This window comes from Mediterraneibacter sp. 210702-DFI.3.120 (genome assembly GCF_020561005.1).
Classification (GTDB): domain Bacteria; phylum Bacillota; class Clostridia; order Lachnospirales; family Lachnospiraceae; genus Mediterraneibacter; species Mediterraneibacter faecis.
Window position 1 is genome coordinate 61,676 of the sequence record NZ_JAJCNG010000007.1, and the last position, 17,512, is coordinate 79,187.

Sequence of the window (17,512 nt, forward strand, 5' to 3'; positions counted from 1 at the left end):
TCCCTCGATTCTATTCCGATATTCTGTTTCCTTCCCAGTGGTTTACCCACCAAAAATAGTATACCATACTAATCCCTGTAAATATTAAGCAACCTGGTATGAATGACAACCATTCACCTACATTAGTTTCTCCCAATACAGATTGCAGATAAGTATATGGTACTCTACCCGTCCAGCAGACAAATACATATTTCCACACATAATCTCCAAGTCCGGTAAGCATCAATGCACTAATTAGTCCTGATATAATCCCTGCTCCAATGGATACCCCTTTTCCAAACTGAAAAGCCAGAATCAGCTGCCACAGATAAAGTGGAACACTGCTTCCCCACAGCAGCAATGCTGCAAATATACATCCTTTCATGATTTCGATATCGCTTGATGCGATTCTTCCAAATCCAATTCCGAATATGATTGCTGTCAATAGGATAGAGCACAGACACAAAACCAGTAGCATCAACAGTTTCGATAAAAATGCTGCAGGTTTATCCGGTAAAGACAACAGATTTTGAAAATCACCTGCATTTTGTTCCTGTTCCATCACACTTGCTGTAAAAATTCCAATAAGTACCGGAAGTCCTGCTCCTATTGCCTGATAAAATGCAATCACTTTCATATTTTCATTCCATGGTGAAAAAAAGTAATATATTAAAAATATAACGCTGGTTATAATCGGAATCAGTAAGTGTGCCAGAATCACAGATGTTCCTTTCATCTTTCGCAAGTCTGCATTAAGAGATCTTCCAATCATCTTATTTCACCTCTCTTCTCTCAAACCATTTCAAAAACAGAACCGTTACAAAAACAAACCAGATGATTGAGAGACACATTCCCGGAACAATGACTCCCGTATCCAAAAGAGGATTCCCTGCTTCTGCGGCAAGTCCATTTGGTAAAACATGAAGCAACGGGCACATCATTCGCATAGGGATTGCAGAAACAAGTACATACCAGATTCTGGTTTGTGATATTACCACACCGCTGACGGTAATAAATAGGCAGACGAACAGGTTTACAATCATTCCAAATCGTTCACTTAAAAATAAAGCTACCGGAATCTCCCATAACTCAGAAACCGTCAGAAACAATACTGCAATCAACGCTCCTCCAACTGGAACATGTGTCGTTAGAAGAAAGCCTCCAAGCGTTGCTCCTGCAAACACAATCACATTAGAAAACAAAATCATGTACCCAATATAAATAATTTTCCCCAGCAACAATTTTCTTCTGTCTGTGGGAATAGTCATTAAATGATAGTATTTTATCTTTTTCTCCTGCGCCACAGAAAGATAACAAAATAGAGCAATCATCCCCGGCAGCAAAAGTGTATTCCACCAGTTCCAAACACTTTCCGCATAAGCATTTGTCATCCCAAGAGTAAATATAAATGCCATGACAAATGTAAGAAGAGGAAATCCCCAGATAAACTTTTTTCGCATGGTTCTTTTGGCTTTTTGATGTTCTGCTTTTATAATATTAACCATGGATTTCACCTGCTTTCTGGTTTTTTCTTACCACATTCATAAACAAATCTTCAAGATTATCTCCCTGCTTTAATGCTCCTTCGTATCCTAAGATTCCACCTGAAATAATCCCGACTTTATCTGCAAGTAACTGTACCTCTGAGAGAATATGACTGGAGAGAATTACAGTGATTCCCTGTTCCGGAAAAGACCGGATCAGCTCTCGTAATTCCTCGATGCCTATTGGATCTAATCCATTCGTAGGTTCATCCAATATCAAAAGTTCCGGTTCTCCAAGCAATGCCATTGCAATGCCTAGTCTTTGCTTCATCCCCAAAGAAAACTGTCCTGCTTTCTTCTTTCCGGTGTTTGTAAGTGATACAATCTGCAAGACCTCATCAATTCTGTTTTCATCTGTACCAAGCAATAATTGTCTTACCTTCAAATTCTCTCTGGCGGAAAGATTTTCATAAATAGGCGGATTTTCAATTAACGCTCCTATTTTTGATAAATCTTTCCTATCCAAAAGTTTTCCATCAAAGTAAATCTTTCCTGCAGTTGGTTTCATCATACCGGTCAGCATTTTCAATGTGGTAGATTTACCAGCGCCATTCGGTCCAAGCAGTCCATAAATCTGTCCCTTTTCGATATTAAGTGAAACATTATTTACCGCTTTCTGTTTTCTAAAATATTTACATAGATTTTGTGTCTGTAACATCATTTCCATCTTTACTATCCTTCCTTCTATATTTCATTTCTTACTGAAATATAACCTAACAGAAAAAAATAAAGATTTGATGAAGATTTATTCCCGTATGGAATAAACCATCAATTGAATATCATTATCAGAACTCGGCTTTCCACTGAAATCAGCAAAGCTGTTACAAATACGAAGTCCTAATTTACAGAATATCTCCGTGATTTCATCCAAACTATATAACTATTATAAAAAAAGTAGCAGGCATTAATTGTCTGCTACTTTTAACTAAACGTGTTCTCTTTAAATCAATGATTTTATTTTTCTGAATTTTGATATCTTTTAATTCTAGTATAACTTTGCGCCTGCCGGAATGTGATTATCAACCATAATAAGATGCAGTTCTTCATCCTCTGAATCTTTCAGATTATTCACTGCTGAAAGCAACATACCACAAGATTCAATTCCCATCATTTTTCTCGGTGGCAGGTTAGTGATCGCAATAAGTGTCTTTCCAACTAATTCTTCTGGTTCGTAATATGCATGAATACCAGAAAGGATTGTTCTATCAATACCTGTTCCGTCATCCAGTGTGAACTGAAGGAGCTTCTTGCTCTTCGGAACTGCTGCACACTCTTTAACCTTTACGGCACGGAAATCAGATTTGCTGAATGTATCGAAATCAACCTCTTCTTCAAATAAAGGCTCAACCTTTACGTTGGAGAAGTCAATCTTCGCGTTGTCTTTGAAGAATCCGTTGTTGTCGTTTGCAGTTGCTTCTTCTACTGCTCCGGATTTTCCTGCTTTTTTGTCAGAGTCAAGACTCTTCATTGTCGGGAACAGTAATACATCTCTGATTGCCTCTGCTCCTGTCAGCAGCATACACATTCTGTCGATACCGAATCCGATACCACCTGTAGGCGGCATACCGATCTCCAGTGCGTTCATGAAGTCTTCATCTGTTGTGTTGGCTTCATCATCTCCCTGTGCAAGCAGTTCTTCCTGCGCTTTGAAACGCTCTCTCTGATCGATCGGGTCATTCAGCTCGGAGTAAGCATTTGCCATCTCCCATCCATTCATGAAGAACTCGAAGCGCTCTACATATTCTGGATTCTCTGGTTTCTTCTTTGTCAGTGGAGAGATCTCAACCGGGTGATCCATAACGAATGTCGGCTGAAGCAGATGCTCCTCTACGAACTCCTCGAAGAAGAGGTTGAGGATGTCACCTTTCTTATGTCTCTCTTCAAATTCTACATTATGCTCTTTTGCAAGTTCTCTTGCCTGCTCCAGAGTCTCAACTTCATTCCAGTCAACGCCTGCATATTTCTTAACTGCGTCAACCATTGTGATACGCTCGAACGGTTTACCGAGATCCATCGGGATTCCTTTGTAAACGATCTGTGTTGTTCCAAGGACTTCCTGAGCAACAAAGCGGTACATGTTCTCTGTCAGATCCATCATGCCGTGGTAATCTGTGTATGCCTGGTAAAGCTCCATCAGAGTGAACTCTGGGTTATGTCTTGTATCTAGACCTTCGTTACGGAATACACGTCCGATCTCGTATACTTTCTCAAGTCCACCAACGATCAGTCTCTTCAGGTACAGCTCAAGTGAAATACGAAGCTTCAGATCCTCATTCAGTGCGTTGAAATGTGTCTCGAACGGTCTTGCAGCTGCTCCACCAGCATTTGCTACAAGCATCGGAGTCTCAACTTCCATGAATCCTTCTCCGCTTAAGTACTTACGGACTGCTGCAAGGATCTTGGAACGTTTGATAAATGTATCTTTAGAGTCTGCATTCATGATCAGGTCTACGTATCTCTGACGATAACGTGTGTCTGTATCTGTCAGGCCGTGGAACTTCTCCGGAAGCATCTGTAAGCTCTTGGAGAGAAGTGTCATCTTCTCAGCATGGATAGAGATTTCTCCTGTTCTTGTTCTGAAAGCGAATCCTTCAAGTCCGAAGATATCACCGATATCAGATTTCTTGAAATCAGCGTAAGCATCTGTTCCGATTGCATCTCTTGCTACGTATACCTGGATATTTCCCTGTAAATCCTGAATGTTACAGAAAGAAGCTTTTCCCATAACTCTCTTGAACATCATACGTCCTGCGATTGCTACGTGGATCGGGCTTGCATCCATGATGCTTCTTCTCTCTTCGTAATCATTCTTGAGAGCCTCTTTTGCCTGCTCTTCATCCATACCTTCTACGTTCGGCTGCTGGTGATCTTTTAAAATCTCAGCCTCATGTGCCTCATAGAGATCTTTTACTTCGAGTGAATGGTGTGTCTGGTTAAACTTTGTAATCTGGAAAGGGTCTCTTCCGTTCTGCTGCAGTTCTGCAAGTTTCTCACGGCGAACCTTTCTCAGCTGATTCATATCTGGTTCCTGTGTGTTCTTCTGATTCTGTCCCACTGTCTGTTCTCCTTCCGTTTCTATCTGCTTCCGCATTGATTTTTACATAAATCACTACAGAAATAGTCACTTTTTATATTGTCTTTTTAAGCGAATTCAGACCTCTTAATAGTAAGAGGTCTGTCCTAAGCTGATTATGAACGTTTGATATCAAGTACTTTGTACTGGATAACTCCTGCCTGTGTCTCAACGTCAACGACATCATTGATTTTCTTTCCGATCAGTGCGTGACCTACCGGAGACTCATTGGAGATCTTTCCTTCCAGACTGTTCGCCTCTGTAGAACCAACAATCTTGAACTCCATCTCTTCATCAAATGTGATGTCGTAAACCTTTACTGCACATCCAACATTGATCTTATTAAGATCAACTTCATCCTCTACTACAACTTCTGCATTCTTCAGGATTGCCTCAAGCTCCTCGATACGGGCTTCGATATCTCTCTGCTCGTCTTTCGCTGCATCATACTCAGCGTTCTCGGAAAGGTCTCCCTGCTCTCTTGCCTCTTTGATCTTACCTGCAACTTCTTTTCTCTTTACTACTTTCAGATTCTCAAGTTCATCCTCAATTGCCTTTAATCCGGCATAAGTAAGTAATCTTTTTTTTGCCTCTGCCATTGTTCCTGCTTCCTTTCTACTTCCTTACCGTCACTGCCTGTTGCAATAACGTTTCGTTTCCTACAACATTTACAGATTCTCTGCAAATCATTTTCTGTCTATACTTTTCATGCATTCAAAGTTCCTTCTCTATATTTTGTCTACAAATATTATAATGTGAGTTTTAAAATGCATGTCTGCTGTCTTTTTCTCCTGGGCGCCAATCGTTGTATCAGCGTCCGTCCGCAATTTCAATATTATACTCAAACTCGCGCTTTCTGTCAAGCAATTTCACTCTCACAGGTCACTTCTACGCAGTGTATGAAAAGCCTTTAAAACCGCCTTTTTCCGAACTTTTTCCATTCTGTTTTCCAACTGTTTTCCGAAGTCCCGGAGCTTCTTTTCCTATAGTCTCTGAAAGAGCAGTTCTTCCAGTTCCTGATAGGACTCTACGCGATTGATTTCTTCACGCAATTTTGCAGAACCTTTCAATCCCTTTGTATACCATGCCACATGTTTTCTCATCTCGCGGATACCAATGAATTCACCTTTGTATTTCAACTGTAATCTGGCATGACGAAGCATCATATCTCGAACTTCTTCTTTTCCCGGACGTTCTGGTAATGTGCCTGTCTCTTCATATGTGATCATCTCGGAGAAGATCCATGGATTCCCCTGTGCTCCTCTTGCGATCATGATTCCGTCACACCCTGTCTGTTTTACCAGCTCCTCTGCTTTCTGTGGGCTTGTCACATCTCCGTTTCCAATTACCGGAATAGAGACAGCTTCTTTTACCTGACGGATGATATCCCAATCTGCCTGTCCGCTGTAATACTGTTCTCTTGTCCTTCCGTGCACGGCTACAGCTGCTGCCCCGGCCTCCTCAATGATCTTCGCGATCTCAACCGCATTAATGCAGCTGTCATCAAATCCTTTTCTTATCTTCACAGTAACCGGCTTATCAATTGCCTTTACCATTGCACTGACGATTTCATAAACCAGCTTCGGATTCTTCATAAGTGCAGAGCCTTCTCCGTTACGTACAACCTTCGGCACCGGACATCCCATATTAATATCCATAATATCAAATGGACGCTCTTCCACACGTTTTGCCATCTCACTCATAATCTTCGGATCTGATCCAAAAAACTGCAGTGACACCGGCTGTTCATCCGGGTGGATCTCCAGAAGTGATTCTGTATTCTTATTATTATATAAAATCGCTTTTGCGCTGACCATCTCCATACACAAAAGACCTGCTCCCTGTTCTTTACACAACACACGGAATGGAAGATCTGTCACTCCGGCCATCGGTCCTAAGATGTAACGGTTTGGCAGCGTCACATTTCCTATTTTCAACTGTTTCATCATATTCTATTCTTTCTAATCTATAACTATTCTTCTTATTTGACTTTAGTATCATAGTAAATAACTGCCGAAAAGTCAACGTACACGATCTGTTCTTTCGCATTCACACAAAAAAGTCTGAATAAATCCGGCAATCACAAAGCTTTTGCAATCCTCCATTTATTCAGACTTTTTTATCTGTCTTTTAATATCTCTTGATTTTTCTTGAAGCTGTCTTCTCAAATTCTTTCTCGCGAATGATCAGACTATAAATCTTTTTATATGCCGGTGCACCCTGATTGTATTCATCAATCAGTTTTTGGAGTTCTACACGGACTTCCTCTTTTCTTTCAAGTCCCTGCTTTTTTGCGTACTCTTCATCCGGATATATTTCTGCCTCGATCACTCCTTTTGCTTCTCTTACTAATACTTCCTGTACGAGTCTTGAAGAACTTAATTTATTCTCCAGTTCTTCCGGTGAGACATTTTCTCCATTCTTTGTAATGATCAGGTTTTTCTTTCGTCCTGTCAGATAGATAAACCTTTCTTCATCTACATATCCGAGATCCCCTGTGCAAAGCCATCCATCTTTCAGTGCGGTTTTTGTTTCTTCCGGCATCTTGTAATATCCTTGCATTACACTGCTTCCGCGAACCCACAGTTCTCCATCTACGGTCTTTGCCTCGCAGTTTGGAAGAAGTTGTCCTACTGAATTCTTTTTTACATTCCATGCAACAGTTGTACTGATGACCGGTGAACATTCTGTCATTCCATATCCCTGGAGAATCTGGATTCCAAAACGTTCGAACAGCTCAATATAATCCGGGTTCAGGTATGCACCTCCACTGCAGATCGTATGGAACTGAGATCCAAATACTGCTTCTTTTACCACTTTTTCCGGAAGGTCTTTTACATCTTCTAACTTTTTTGCAAAAGTTTCAATCATAAGCGGTACCATCAGAATCATATTCGGCTTAAATAATTTGATATTTTTTGCTACACGCATCAAAGAGTCATTGATACAGATAATTGCACCGAGAGAAATTCCTTTCAGGATATCCATACTCAGGCAGTATGCGTGATGAATCGGTAAAACTGACAGGATCACATTTCTCTCTGGGAGCTTCATATCCAGACATGTCGCGTTCTCAACGAGATTTCTGTGTGTCAGCATCACACCTTTGCTCTTTCCTGTTGTCCCTGATGTGAACATGATCGTACAGAGTTGATCCGGAGTAATCTCTGTTTTTTCTACTCCTGTGTCCTCATCTATCGTTTGTTCCATCATTGATTTTGTAAGAGAAAGTATATTACCCTCATTCGCTTCCTTCTGCATAGAAAGGATGTACTTCAGTTTTGTACACTTTTCTTTCGCTGCTTCAATCACATCTTTACGGATCTCATCCACAATCAGGATTGTTACATCTGCACGGTCGATAAGTTCACACAGTTCTTCTGCCGGAAGTGACACATCCAATGGTACTGCAACATTTCCGCCGTCCACAATTCCAAAATAGGAAGCAATCCATAGATAAGAAGTCGCACCGATCAATGCGATATGACTTTTTGGATCTCCCAATTTTTTCAATAATGCTGTTATTCTCTCACTGTCTTCTCTCAACTGTGTGTATGTCTTTGCCGCAATTTCATTTTTTCCTATTTTGTAACGGATTGCGTCTTCATTTCCAAAACATTTTTCTGCATTTGTAAGAATATCGCGAATTGTTCTATATTCCATTTTCTTTTCCCTCTACTTCAAAGACTCAAGATACGCTACAGCTTCTCCGACTGTTCGGATATCTGCTGCCTTGTCCTGTTCAATCTCCACATCCATCTCGTCTTCTATTTCACCAAGCATGCTCATAAAATCAAAGGATGTGAATCCAAGATCTTCCATAAAACGTGATTCCGGCTTGATGTCTTCCTGTTCAATTTCTACATAATTACAAATAATATCTACTAACTGCTCAAACATGATTTTTTCCTTTCCATTCTGTCCTGATCGTGATTCTCAACATGATCCGGATCATCTTTCTTTTATACAAGCTTTATAATTTCTCCAATTGTAAGTTCAGGATTTTCTGCTCCCTTGAACATAATTTTACATAAATAGTAATACAGATATTCCAACTCTTCTCTTGAGATTGCTTTTTTCTGATGTTCAAAGTTGAAATCCAATCCATTATCCTCCGGTCGGTGCATGACTGTCAGATACATTGCCTGTGTTGTCATTCCATTCGGATACCATTTTGTCTTATATTGAATTCCTCCAAGATCTTCCAGTCCTTTCTCCTGCAATGTCATAGGCTGGTAAGTCAAAGACATCGGCTCATACGTCAGTCCATTCTGTGGCTGTGGATATGTCCTGGAGCGATATGCGAAATATTCTGTCGGATCATAATTTGCATGACGGAATAATTCATTCTGCTTATCACGGATTTCATATACTGCATCGATAAACTTCACATCTTCTGAAAATACGGTACGAAACGGGAAAGAATGAATTCTTGTTCCACCGGATTTCTTTTCTTTTAATGTAGCCCTTCTGGCAATCGCATTATTGATCGATACATCCTCCTGTCCATTCATTTTCTGGAAATAAGTACGTAATCCCATCAATAAAAGACATGCCAGGGATACCCGGTACTTTTCGCAGAAATCCATCAGACGTTTGGTCGGTTCTGCTTCCAAATGAAAGATATCCAATGCAGAACTCACATCATCTGTCGCATTAAATGCGGAACGAAGCTTTGGATTTTTAAACATTTCCCTCGCTGCATCCAGCTTATCTGTTCCATTAACACCGTTATAAACCGGCTCTGATGCTTCAATCAGTTCCCTGAAAAATTCTCTGTCTCGCTGCTGTGCTTTACTTCCAGCTTCATATGCGAGATCCTTCTTTACCTGATCTATGTAAGAACACATATCCTTTGGATATGGGACACCTTCATATTTTGCATTACAGTACAGCTCAATAATATCCTTCAGAAATGTGATCAGCGACTGAGCATCTACCACCATATGATGTCCGAGGAAATACACTCCGTTGAATCCATCTGAAGTGCGGATCATTTTAATTTTCGTCATCAGTGAATCCTCGAATGGAAATGGGACAGTTGTCCATTTCTGCATCGTATCAGCTGCCTCTTCCATAGTCACATTGGAGAAATCAACGAACTCTATCTCCCGTTCTTTTCTGTCCTGCTCTGCACTTACAACATACTGATATACATTCCCCTCTTTGTCCTTTGCAAAGCGTATCCGCATCCCTTCATTTCTCTCATATGCTTTGTAAATGGACTCTCGGAGTACATCCCAATCCAGATCTGTGCCAATTGTCAGGCTTGTGCCAATATTCAGTACTGCCGCATTCGGACAAAATGGCAGATAATACAAATGAAATTTTTGCGCTACCGTCAGTGGGTATACAGGATATCCTTTTCTTGTTTTCATCATTCTATGATTCCTCCTATAAATGAATCCATTGCTCCTTCATAAGCTTCTCTGTCTTTATAATAACTTTCGCAGTGTCCTGCCCCGTGGATGATCAGCTTCTGTTTTGGAGATTTACAATTTTTATAAATTTCTTCAGACATACTGCATGGAACAAATGTATCTGCGTCTCCATGGATCAAAAGGACAGGAACTTTTGCTTTTCTGACTTCACGGGCAGAATTGCACTCATCCAGTCCATATCCTGCCTGTTTTTTATTCACCGCATCCGCAATCTGTATTATTGGAAACGCCGGAAGATGATACATACTGTGAAGTACATGTGTAAACACTGCCTTGGGCGAAGTAAACGGACAATCTGCAATAATTCCTTTTACCTGCTGCGGCAAATCAAGCCCGCTTGCCATCAATACTGTGGCGCCTCCCATAGAATTACCATGCAGGAGAATCTGAACATTTTCTCCTTCCTGTCCGATCACCCATTCAATCCATCGATATGCATCATAACGGTCCTTACATCCGAATCCAATGTATTTCCCTTCACTTTGTCCATGTGATCTCTGATCAACAAGAAGAACGTTATAACCACGCTTCAAATAATAATTTGAAATACTTCCATAATCTGCAAGCCCCTGGCTCGTGTAGCCATGAAAACAGATCACTGCTTTTTTGCATTTCTTTTCTTCGACATTTCCTGATCCCCGGAAATACGTTCCATGAAGCTTCAAACTGTCTTCCGACCGGATCCAGACATCTTCATGAGGCTGCTCCATCATCCACTCCCTGCATTCCTTCATCTTTGAGAAATACTGTTCCCAGTCTACCCCGGACATCTTCATCGTGCGTTCTGTCTTTGCGTTATAACGCATCATTGTTCTTCTGTAAAAGTATGCACTTCCACCTGCCTCTGCTGATACGATTCCCACCAGACCTGCAAGTGCAAGAAGTTTTCCGTAATGCATCATCTTTTTCACCTTTGCTTCCTTTTTACAGTTATTTCTGTTTCTGTGTTTTCTTTATTGCATTCTGTTCTGCTTTTCTGCTATCAATCAGTTTTTTCAGATACAAAGCTTTATCAATGTTGCCTTCTACTTTCAATTTTCCCAGTGTTACTGCCAGAACCGGATCCAGCTTTCCCTCATTGATCTTAAATAATGTCTCTGCCGAACAAGTAAAAATCGCATCTCTGTCATAATACTCGTATGGTTCCACATACAGCTTTCCTTCTTTTACCTCTGCATAAAAGATTCCCTCTGCTTCTCCTGTTACATTGAACTGATATGCAAGATGTTCATTCACAGTACTTACGTCTGCTTCCATCATCATCCCTTTTACTTTTGAAAACATGTCTGCGTATGTCATTCTTCTCTCCCTCTCCTTTTCAGCTTTTCTTCTTTCGACCGGTGGTCGATTCTCTATGTTTTTAATCTATCACTTTTTCGACCCGTGGTCAATTATCTATTTCAGACAATCTTTTGTTTTAAAGTGTCCTTTTTTTGTCCTCTTTTTTATTTCTATTTTATTGGTTCTTCCGACTTTATTGTGCTATACTTAAAAGGATATCGGTCAATTCCCGTAATCTGGAACTGGCCAAATATACTTACGAATATACGAGGCGGACTTCTATGCCAAAACAATTAAAATACGATAAGATTCTGGATGCTCTTCAAAAGCTTCTGGAAACCAAAGAACTTTCTAATATCTCTGTCAGTGAGATTGCTCAGACTGCTGAAATTGGAAAAGGAAGTATTTATTATTATTTTTCTTCCAAAGATGCAATTCTTGAAGCACTGGTAGAACGCAATTATGAAGTTCCAATAACAACAGCAAGACATCTTGCAGAGCAAAGAGAGATTTCACCTTTCACACGCATGGCTCTGATCTTTCAGGCCTGCCGAAATTCCTCTGCGGCTTTTTTAAAAACACAGCCATCAACTACAAAGGCTGCACCGGAGCGGGCTTTTCTTCATCAAAAGTACATGAATCATCTCATCGTTTCACTCAAGCCGGTTCTTGCTTCCATTATTGAACAAGGGATTGCACAGGATTTAATCCTCTGTGCTGACCCTGTTTCTCTTGCTGAGATCGTACTGATTGTACTGACTGTTAAGATGGATAACACCTTAGTACCTTCAACAGCAGATGAGATTGAACAGACAATCTCTGCTCTTGTCTCTCTTTTGGAAAAAGGAACTGAGAATCCTGCGGGATCGCTAAACTTTCTGATGGCACAGCTGTAAGCAGTTTTCTGTTCGCGGCACCTGCATTATACAACATATCCCACCATTTTGAATCGCTGACGGTGATATGATAAATCATGAGACGAAAGGAGTGTTTTTATGATTATTCGTCCTGTTTTTAATATATTATTACTCCCTGATATCACTTATTTTTTTAAACGTGATTTCTTTCCGGGGGCTGCTGCAGACCAGATTGAGGTCGGTACAGATATTCTGTTTCCATTTTTGAAAAATGAAGTGGATGAGACTACTGTTACTATAGATGATATTTACCCGGTCGGTATGTCTGCGAGAGTCGAATCCATCGGTGATGATGACAGCATCCAGATTCGTACATTAGAACGTGTCAGTCTTGATGATATTGAGCTGGATGAGAACGGACAGATTACAGCTACAGCTTCCATCCGTCCGGAGGTAGATGATCTTCCTTTAGAAGAAGAGAAGCAGACTTTCACAAACCTGCGGAACTCGCTTCTGAAATTTGTTCAGAATTATCAATGGGGGATCTGGGCAAGAAGCTACATTATCCAGAGAAAGAATATCTATGACCTCGGTTCTGCTCTTTCAGATTATCTGAACATTACTTCCGAAGAAAAATATGCAATTGTTGAGACAGATTCCCGCCGTGAGCGCTGTGAACTGATTGAGAATGCGATCAAAGAATTCATGGAAGTTGCCAAAGTTTCTTCTGAAGCACAGGAGGCACAGAAAGGTGACCAGGAGCAGCTTTACAGAGAGGTTGCAATTAAGAAGCAGATCGATTACCTTCAGAAAGAATTAGATGAGATGCACCCGGAAAACATTTCCGATGTCCGCGCTTTTGAAAAAAAGATCCAGGAATCCGGCATGAATGAAGATGCCCGTAAGGAAGCGGACAAAGTCCTGAATCGTATGAAGCAGGAAGGAAAAGACAGCCATGAATATGGGCTTCTCTATGACTATCTTGATTTTGTCACCAGTCTTTCCTGGAAGCATCCGGAATTTACACCGATTGATTTAAACCGGGCAGAAGAGATTCTTGATGAAGATCATTATGGACTTAAGAAAGTCAAAGAACGTATCATCCAGCAGATTGCTGTTATGGCACTGAACCGGAAACAGTATGGTTCCATCCTCCTTTTTGTCGGTGCGCCTGGTACCGGTAAGACAAGTATCGGACAGAGTATTGCCCGTGCGTTAAACCGCGAATATGTCCGCATCAGTCTCGGCGGTATCCGAGATGAAGCTGAGATCCGCGGTCATAGAAGAACTTATATCGGCGCTATGCCGGGACGGATCATGGAAGGGATTAAACGCAGCGGCGTTTCCAATCCTGTTGTAGTTCTTGATGAAGTAGATAAGCTTGCGAAAGATTATGGCGGAGATCCGGCAAGTGCATTGCTTGAGGTGCTTGACCCGGAGCAGAACAGTACATTTACAGACCATTATATGAATGTTCCATATGACTTATCCAATGTTCTGTTCGTCTGCACAGCGAATTCTACAGATACGATTCCTGAACCGCTTCTGAACCGTATGGAAGTGATCGATTTTCCAGGATATACGGCGGTGGAAAAATTCCATATTGCCAGAAAGCACTTACTTCCAAAAGCAATGGACGCTATGGGAATCCAGAAGAAAATGTTAAAGATAACGGATGGTGCATTGCGCAAGGTCATTGAAGATTATACGATGGAATCCGGAGTCCGTGGACTTAAGAAACAGATTGATATGCTTTGTCGTTCCGCTGCTGTGCGTCTTGTAAAAGAAGAGGGGCAGACTCTGACAGTAAATAAATCGAATCTGAAAGACTATCTCGGCCGTAAGAAACTGCATCATGACCAGAAATTAACTTCCACACAGCCTGGTGTTGTCACCGGACTTGCATGGACACAGGCAGGCGGTGAGATTCTGTTTATAGAGACAAAGCTGACAGAAGGGGAAGGAAAGGTGATCATCACCGGACAGCTTGGAGATGTCATGAAAGAATCTGTACAGATTGCACTGACACTTGTGAAGTCTCTTTATCCTAAAGAAAGCAAGGTTTTCCAGGATCATGATCTGCACATTCATGTGCCGGAAGGAGCTGTTCCAAAAGACGGTCCATCTGCCGGCATTACATTAACCACAGCACTTGCTTCCCTTGTTACCGGAAAGGCTGTCAGCCCGGATTATGCCATGACCGGTGAAGTTTCCCTCCGCGGAGGTATACTTCCGATCGGTGGGCTTCCTGAGAAACTGATGGCTGCCCAGAGGGCCGGTATTACAAAAATACTGATTCCTTTTGACAACGCAGATGATCTCGAAGATGTAGCTGCTGAAGTAAAGGATAAGCTGAAAATCACTCCGGTGAAAAAGGTCAGCGACGTTCTGAAGTTATTGCTCGGATAAAAAGTGACCTATCGTTAAACGGAAACTATGAGAAACAAAAGCCCATAGCAGGAATTCTGATAAGTTCAACAAACTTACCATTCAGATTCCGCCATGGGCTTTTTTATAGTTTTAAAATTCGACAGATAAACCGTAATCTATTTATCTGACTATTTATTCCTCTGTCTCTTCTCCAAGATAGAATACTTTGTAAAACATTTCAAGAGACTTGAAAAGCTCTTCCTTTGTGTCCTGCAGCTCTTTGATCTTCAGTACACTTCCGATCTCATCGAATGAGAAATCACCCTCGTTGTGCTCTACTTTCAACTCAAGGTTTCCATTCTCATCAAACACCAACAGGAGAACTCCTCCAACATCCGCTGTATACAACACACACATGATCTGCAATTCCTGTTTCACTGCTTCCGGAAGAGATTCAAATTCCGGGTTCAGATAATATTTCTGCTCATAGGAGCTGGCCGCACACAATACCATTTCTTCATCCATAATTTTTACACCTTATATCACTGCCCACAGTTTCTGTAAACAGTACTTACCTTTCCATATTTTCCACATTCACTGCATAATCCCGATGACTTATTCACATTCCGTAGGTCTTATCCACCTGGTTATACATATCCATATACGCCGCGCACCGAAACTTCTCCGGCATACACCGCCTCTTCGGTTCCATCTTCTTTCCGAACGATCAATTCTCCTGTCTGATTGATTCCAAGTGCGTAAGCATTGTACTGTTCTTTCGCGCCAAGAATCCGGACCTCACGGTCTTTATTAACCAGTAATTCGCTGTAACGTTCTTTCAGACCGGACAGATCTCCATGTTCAAGGAAAACCGTGTAATTCTGTTCAAAGCGTTTCATCACTGCTGCGATCAACGGTGCTCTCTTTACCACATGTCCACATTCCAGTCTGAGTGATGTCGCTGTCTCACGGATCTCCTCAGGGAACTCTGTCAGGTTCACATTGATCCCTACACCAATCGTTACATGATTAATGTAATCGATCTGAGTGCTCATCTCTGTCAGGATTCCGACGAGCTTCTTTCCATTAATGATAATATCATTTGGCCACTTGATCTTTACATCTGGGTTTCCACAGGAATCTCCGCAATCCATGATTCCCTCTGCTACACTTAATGCCATCACAAGCGTCAGCATCGGCGCCTGATCCGGTTCAATCTTCGGACGAAGCAACAAGGACATGTAAATGCTTGAACCTGACGGTGAATCCCAGGAACGGCCCCTTCTCCCTCTTCCGGCTGTCTGCTTATCTGCTACCGCAAGTGTACCTTCCGGTGCACCTTCATCTCCCATCTGCTTGATCCTCAGATTTGTAGAATCTACCGAATCGTAATAAACGATGTTTCTTCCGGCCCACTGCGTATCCATCAGGCTATCGAGCTCTTCTTTCGTCATCACATCCGGACTATCTACAATATGATAACCTTTATTCCGCACAGCTTCAACCTGATATCCTTCTTCCTGCAGCTGACGGATCACCTTCCAGACTGCAGTTCTTGACACCCCGAACTTTTCACAAAGCTGCTGGCCTGACACATATCCGTCCGCTTCCCTCAATAATTTTAATATTTCAGCTTTCATTTTAATTCCACCTCTCATCAGACCTATATAGGAAAGTATTGTCCTAATAAGAAAGGTGTCTGTCCCATCTCTGGAATAACAGACACCTTCTGCTCTTTCTTATTTTCCACAGAAGCCGGTCTGATCTTTAACTCATTTATCATACCAAACTTCTGCTGATTTCTCAAGTTCATCAAATACATTGCGCGTTACTGTTCACACGATGTGCGATTACGTTCTCTTAGAACTCGCCAAGTGTTGCAACCATTACCGCCTTGATCGTATGCATTCTGTTCTCTGCCTCATCGAATACTTTGGACTGTGCAGACTCGAATACTTCGTCTGTTACTTCCATATCTTCGATTCCGAAACGCTGTCCCATCTCTGCTCCGATCTTTGTCTTCAGGTCATGGAATGCCGGCAGGCAATGCAGGAAAATAGCTGTATCTTTTGCATTTGCCATAACTTCTTTTGTTACCTTATATGGTGAAAGTTCTTTGATTCTCTTCTCCCATACTTCATCCGGCTCGCCCATGGATACCCATACATCTGTATAGATAACATCTGCGTCCTTTGTTCCTTCTTTTACATCTTCAGTCAGAGTAATTGTTGCTCCGGACTGTGCAGCATAACCTTTGCAAGTTTCAACAAGCTCTTCGTTTGGGAAATATTCTTTCGTTGTACATGCTACGAAATGCATTCCAAGCTTAGAGCATGCGATCATCAGGGAGTTGCCCATGTTAAACCTTGCATCTCCCATGTATACAAGCTTGCGGCCTTTGAGTTCTCCGAAATTCTCACGGATTGTCAGCATATCTGCCAGCATCTGTGTCGGATGATATTCATTTGTCAGACCGTTCCATACCGGTACTCCTGCATATTTTGCAAGATCTTCTACGATTTCCTGACCGAATCCACGATATTCGATTCCGTCATACATTCTTCCAAGTACACGGGCTGTATCTTCGATGCTCTCTTTCTTTCCAATCTGAGAACCTGATGGATCAAGATAAGTTGTTCCCATTCCCATATCATGCGCTGCCACTTCGAATGCACAACGTGTTCTTGTACTTGTCTTCTCAAAGATCAGTGCAATGTTCTTGCCATGATAATGATCCACCGGTACTCCGCTTTTCTTCTTCTCTTTGAGGTCTGCTGCCAGGTCAAGCAGGTATGTAATCTCCTCTGGTGTAAAATCCTTCAGTGTCAGAAAATTTCTTCCTTTTAAATCCATTGTTCTCGTCCTTTCTATTCTATAACTATATGAATCAGAACCCTCTCTGTCCTTCTCTTCTTCATATCTTTGAACCTACATTGTAACCGATGAATTTAGTATACTACATCCATG

Annotated in this window: 16 protein-coding genes; 2 read left to right on the forward strand and 14 right to left on the reverse strand. The window is 41.5% G+C overall.

Translation table 11 applies throughout. The features are described 5' to 3' along the window. Positions 1-10: 10 nt before the first annotated feature. From LI162_RS05445 to LI162_RS05495, 11 genes are all read right to left on the reverse strand, one after another. Positions 11-751, reverse strand: a complete 741-nt coding sequence (locus LI162_RS05445) for a lantibiotic immunity ABC transporter MutG family permease subunit (protein ID WP_155204545.1) — start codon at positions 749-751, stop codon at positions 11-13. Between the two features lies 1 nt (position 752). Beyond that, positions 753-1,484, reverse strand: a complete 732-nt coding sequence (locus tag LI162_RS05450) for a lantibiotic immunity ABC transporter MutE/EpiE family permease subunit (protein WP_227155952.1) — start codon at positions 1,482-1,484, stop codon at positions 753-755. Next, a complete protein-coding gene (locus tag LI162_RS05455) occupies positions 1,477-2,190 on the reverse strand; it encodes a lantibiotic protection ABC transporter ATP-binding protein (protein WP_005609481.1) in 714 nt (237 codons plus the stop codon). The genes LI162_RS05450 and LI162_RS05455 overlap by 8 nt, the downstream gene beginning before the upstream one ends. Positions 2,191-2,508: 318 nt before the next feature. After that, a complete protein-coding gene (lysS, locus tag LI162_RS05460; RefSeq protein ID WP_227155963.1) occupies positions 2,509-4,542 on the reverse strand; it encodes a lysine--tRNA ligase in 2,034 nt (677 codons plus the stop codon). Positions 4,543-4,712: 170 nt separating this feature from the next. Beyond that, positions 4,713-5,195 carry a transcription elongation factor GreA gene (gene greA / locus LI162_RS05465; RefSeq protein ID WP_015530013.1) on the reverse strand — a complete coding sequence of 161 codons (483 nt, stop codon included), beginning with the start codon at positions 5,193-5,195 and terminating at the stop codon, positions 4,713-4,715. A 384-nt stretch (positions 5,196-5,579) separates the two neighbouring features. Next, complete coding sequence (dusB, locus tag LI162_RS05470) at positions 5,580-6,542, reverse strand: tRNA dihydrouridine synthase DusB (RefSeq protein ID WP_055157160.1); 963 nt, start codon at positions 6,540-6,542, stop codon at positions 5,580-5,582. 184 nt (positions 6,543-6,726) lie between these two features. Continuing rightward, on the reverse strand, positions 6,727-8,259 hold the full coding sequence (locus LI162_RS05475; protein ID WP_226866031.1) for an AMP-binding protein: 1,533 nt from the start codon (positions 8,257-8,259) through the stop codon (positions 6,727-6,729). A gap of 12 nt (positions 8,260-8,271) precedes the next feature. After that, a complete protein-coding gene (locus LI162_RS05480) occupies positions 8,272-8,496 on the reverse strand; it encodes an acyl carrier protein (RefSeq protein WP_015530009.1) in 225 nt (74 codons plus the stop codon). Between the two features lie 62 nt (positions 8,497-8,558). Then, on the reverse strand, positions 8,559-9,974 hold the full coding sequence (locus LI162_RS05485; RefSeq protein ID WP_055147301.1) for a condensation domain-containing protein: 1,416 nt from the start codon (positions 9,972-9,974) through the stop codon (positions 8,559-8,561). Next, positions 9,974-10,939, reverse strand: coding sequence for an alpha/beta hydrolase (locus LI162_RS05490; RefSeq protein ID WP_055147304.1), 966 nt, complete (start codon positions 10,937-10,939; stop codon positions 9,974-9,976). The genes LI162_RS05485 and LI162_RS05490 overlap by 1 nt, the downstream gene beginning before the upstream one ends. 28 nt (positions 10,940-10,967) lie before the next feature. After that, entirely contained in the window at positions 10,968-11,336 is a 369-nt protein-coding gene (locus tag LI162_RS05495; protein ID WP_015530007.1) for an SCP2 sterol-binding domain-containing protein, read from the reverse strand. Between the two features lie 263 nt (positions 11,337-11,599). Here LI162_RS05495 and LI162_RS05500 point away from each other — a divergent pair, with 263 nt between their 5' ends. Further along, complete coding sequence (locus tag LI162_RS05500) at positions 11,600-12,214, forward strand: TetR/AcrR family transcriptional regulator (protein WP_055157045.1); 615 nt, start codon at positions 11,600-11,602, stop codon at positions 12,212-12,214. A gap of 99 nt (positions 12,215-12,313) precedes the next feature. After that, positions 12,314-14,584, forward strand: coding sequence for an endopeptidase La (lon, locus tag LI162_RS05505; protein WP_196021852.1), 2,271 nt, complete (start codon positions 12,314-12,316; stop codon positions 14,582-14,584). Between the two features lie 153 nt (positions 14,585-14,737). Here the strand turns inward: lon and LI162_RS05510 are convergent, their stop codons facing one another. From LI162_RS05510 to argF, 3 genes are all read right to left on the reverse strand, one after another. After that, complete coding sequence (locus LI162_RS05510) at positions 14,738-15,070, reverse strand: DUF6145 family protein (protein ID WP_020436573.1); 333 nt, start codon at positions 15,068-15,070, stop codon at positions 14,738-14,740. 122 nt (positions 15,071-15,192) lie between these two features. Further along, entirely contained in the window at positions 15,193-16,185 is a 993-nt protein-coding gene (locus LI162_RS05515) for a biotin--[acetyl-CoA-carboxylase] ligase (protein ID WP_020436572.1), read from the reverse strand. Between the two features lie 220 nt (positions 16,186-16,405). Further along, positions 16,406-17,398, reverse strand: coding sequence for an ornithine carbamoyltransferase (gene argF, locus LI162_RS05520; RefSeq protein WP_020436571.1), 993 nt, complete (start codon positions 17,396-17,398; stop codon positions 16,406-16,408). Between the last annotated feature and the right edge of the window lie 114 nt (positions 17,399-17,512).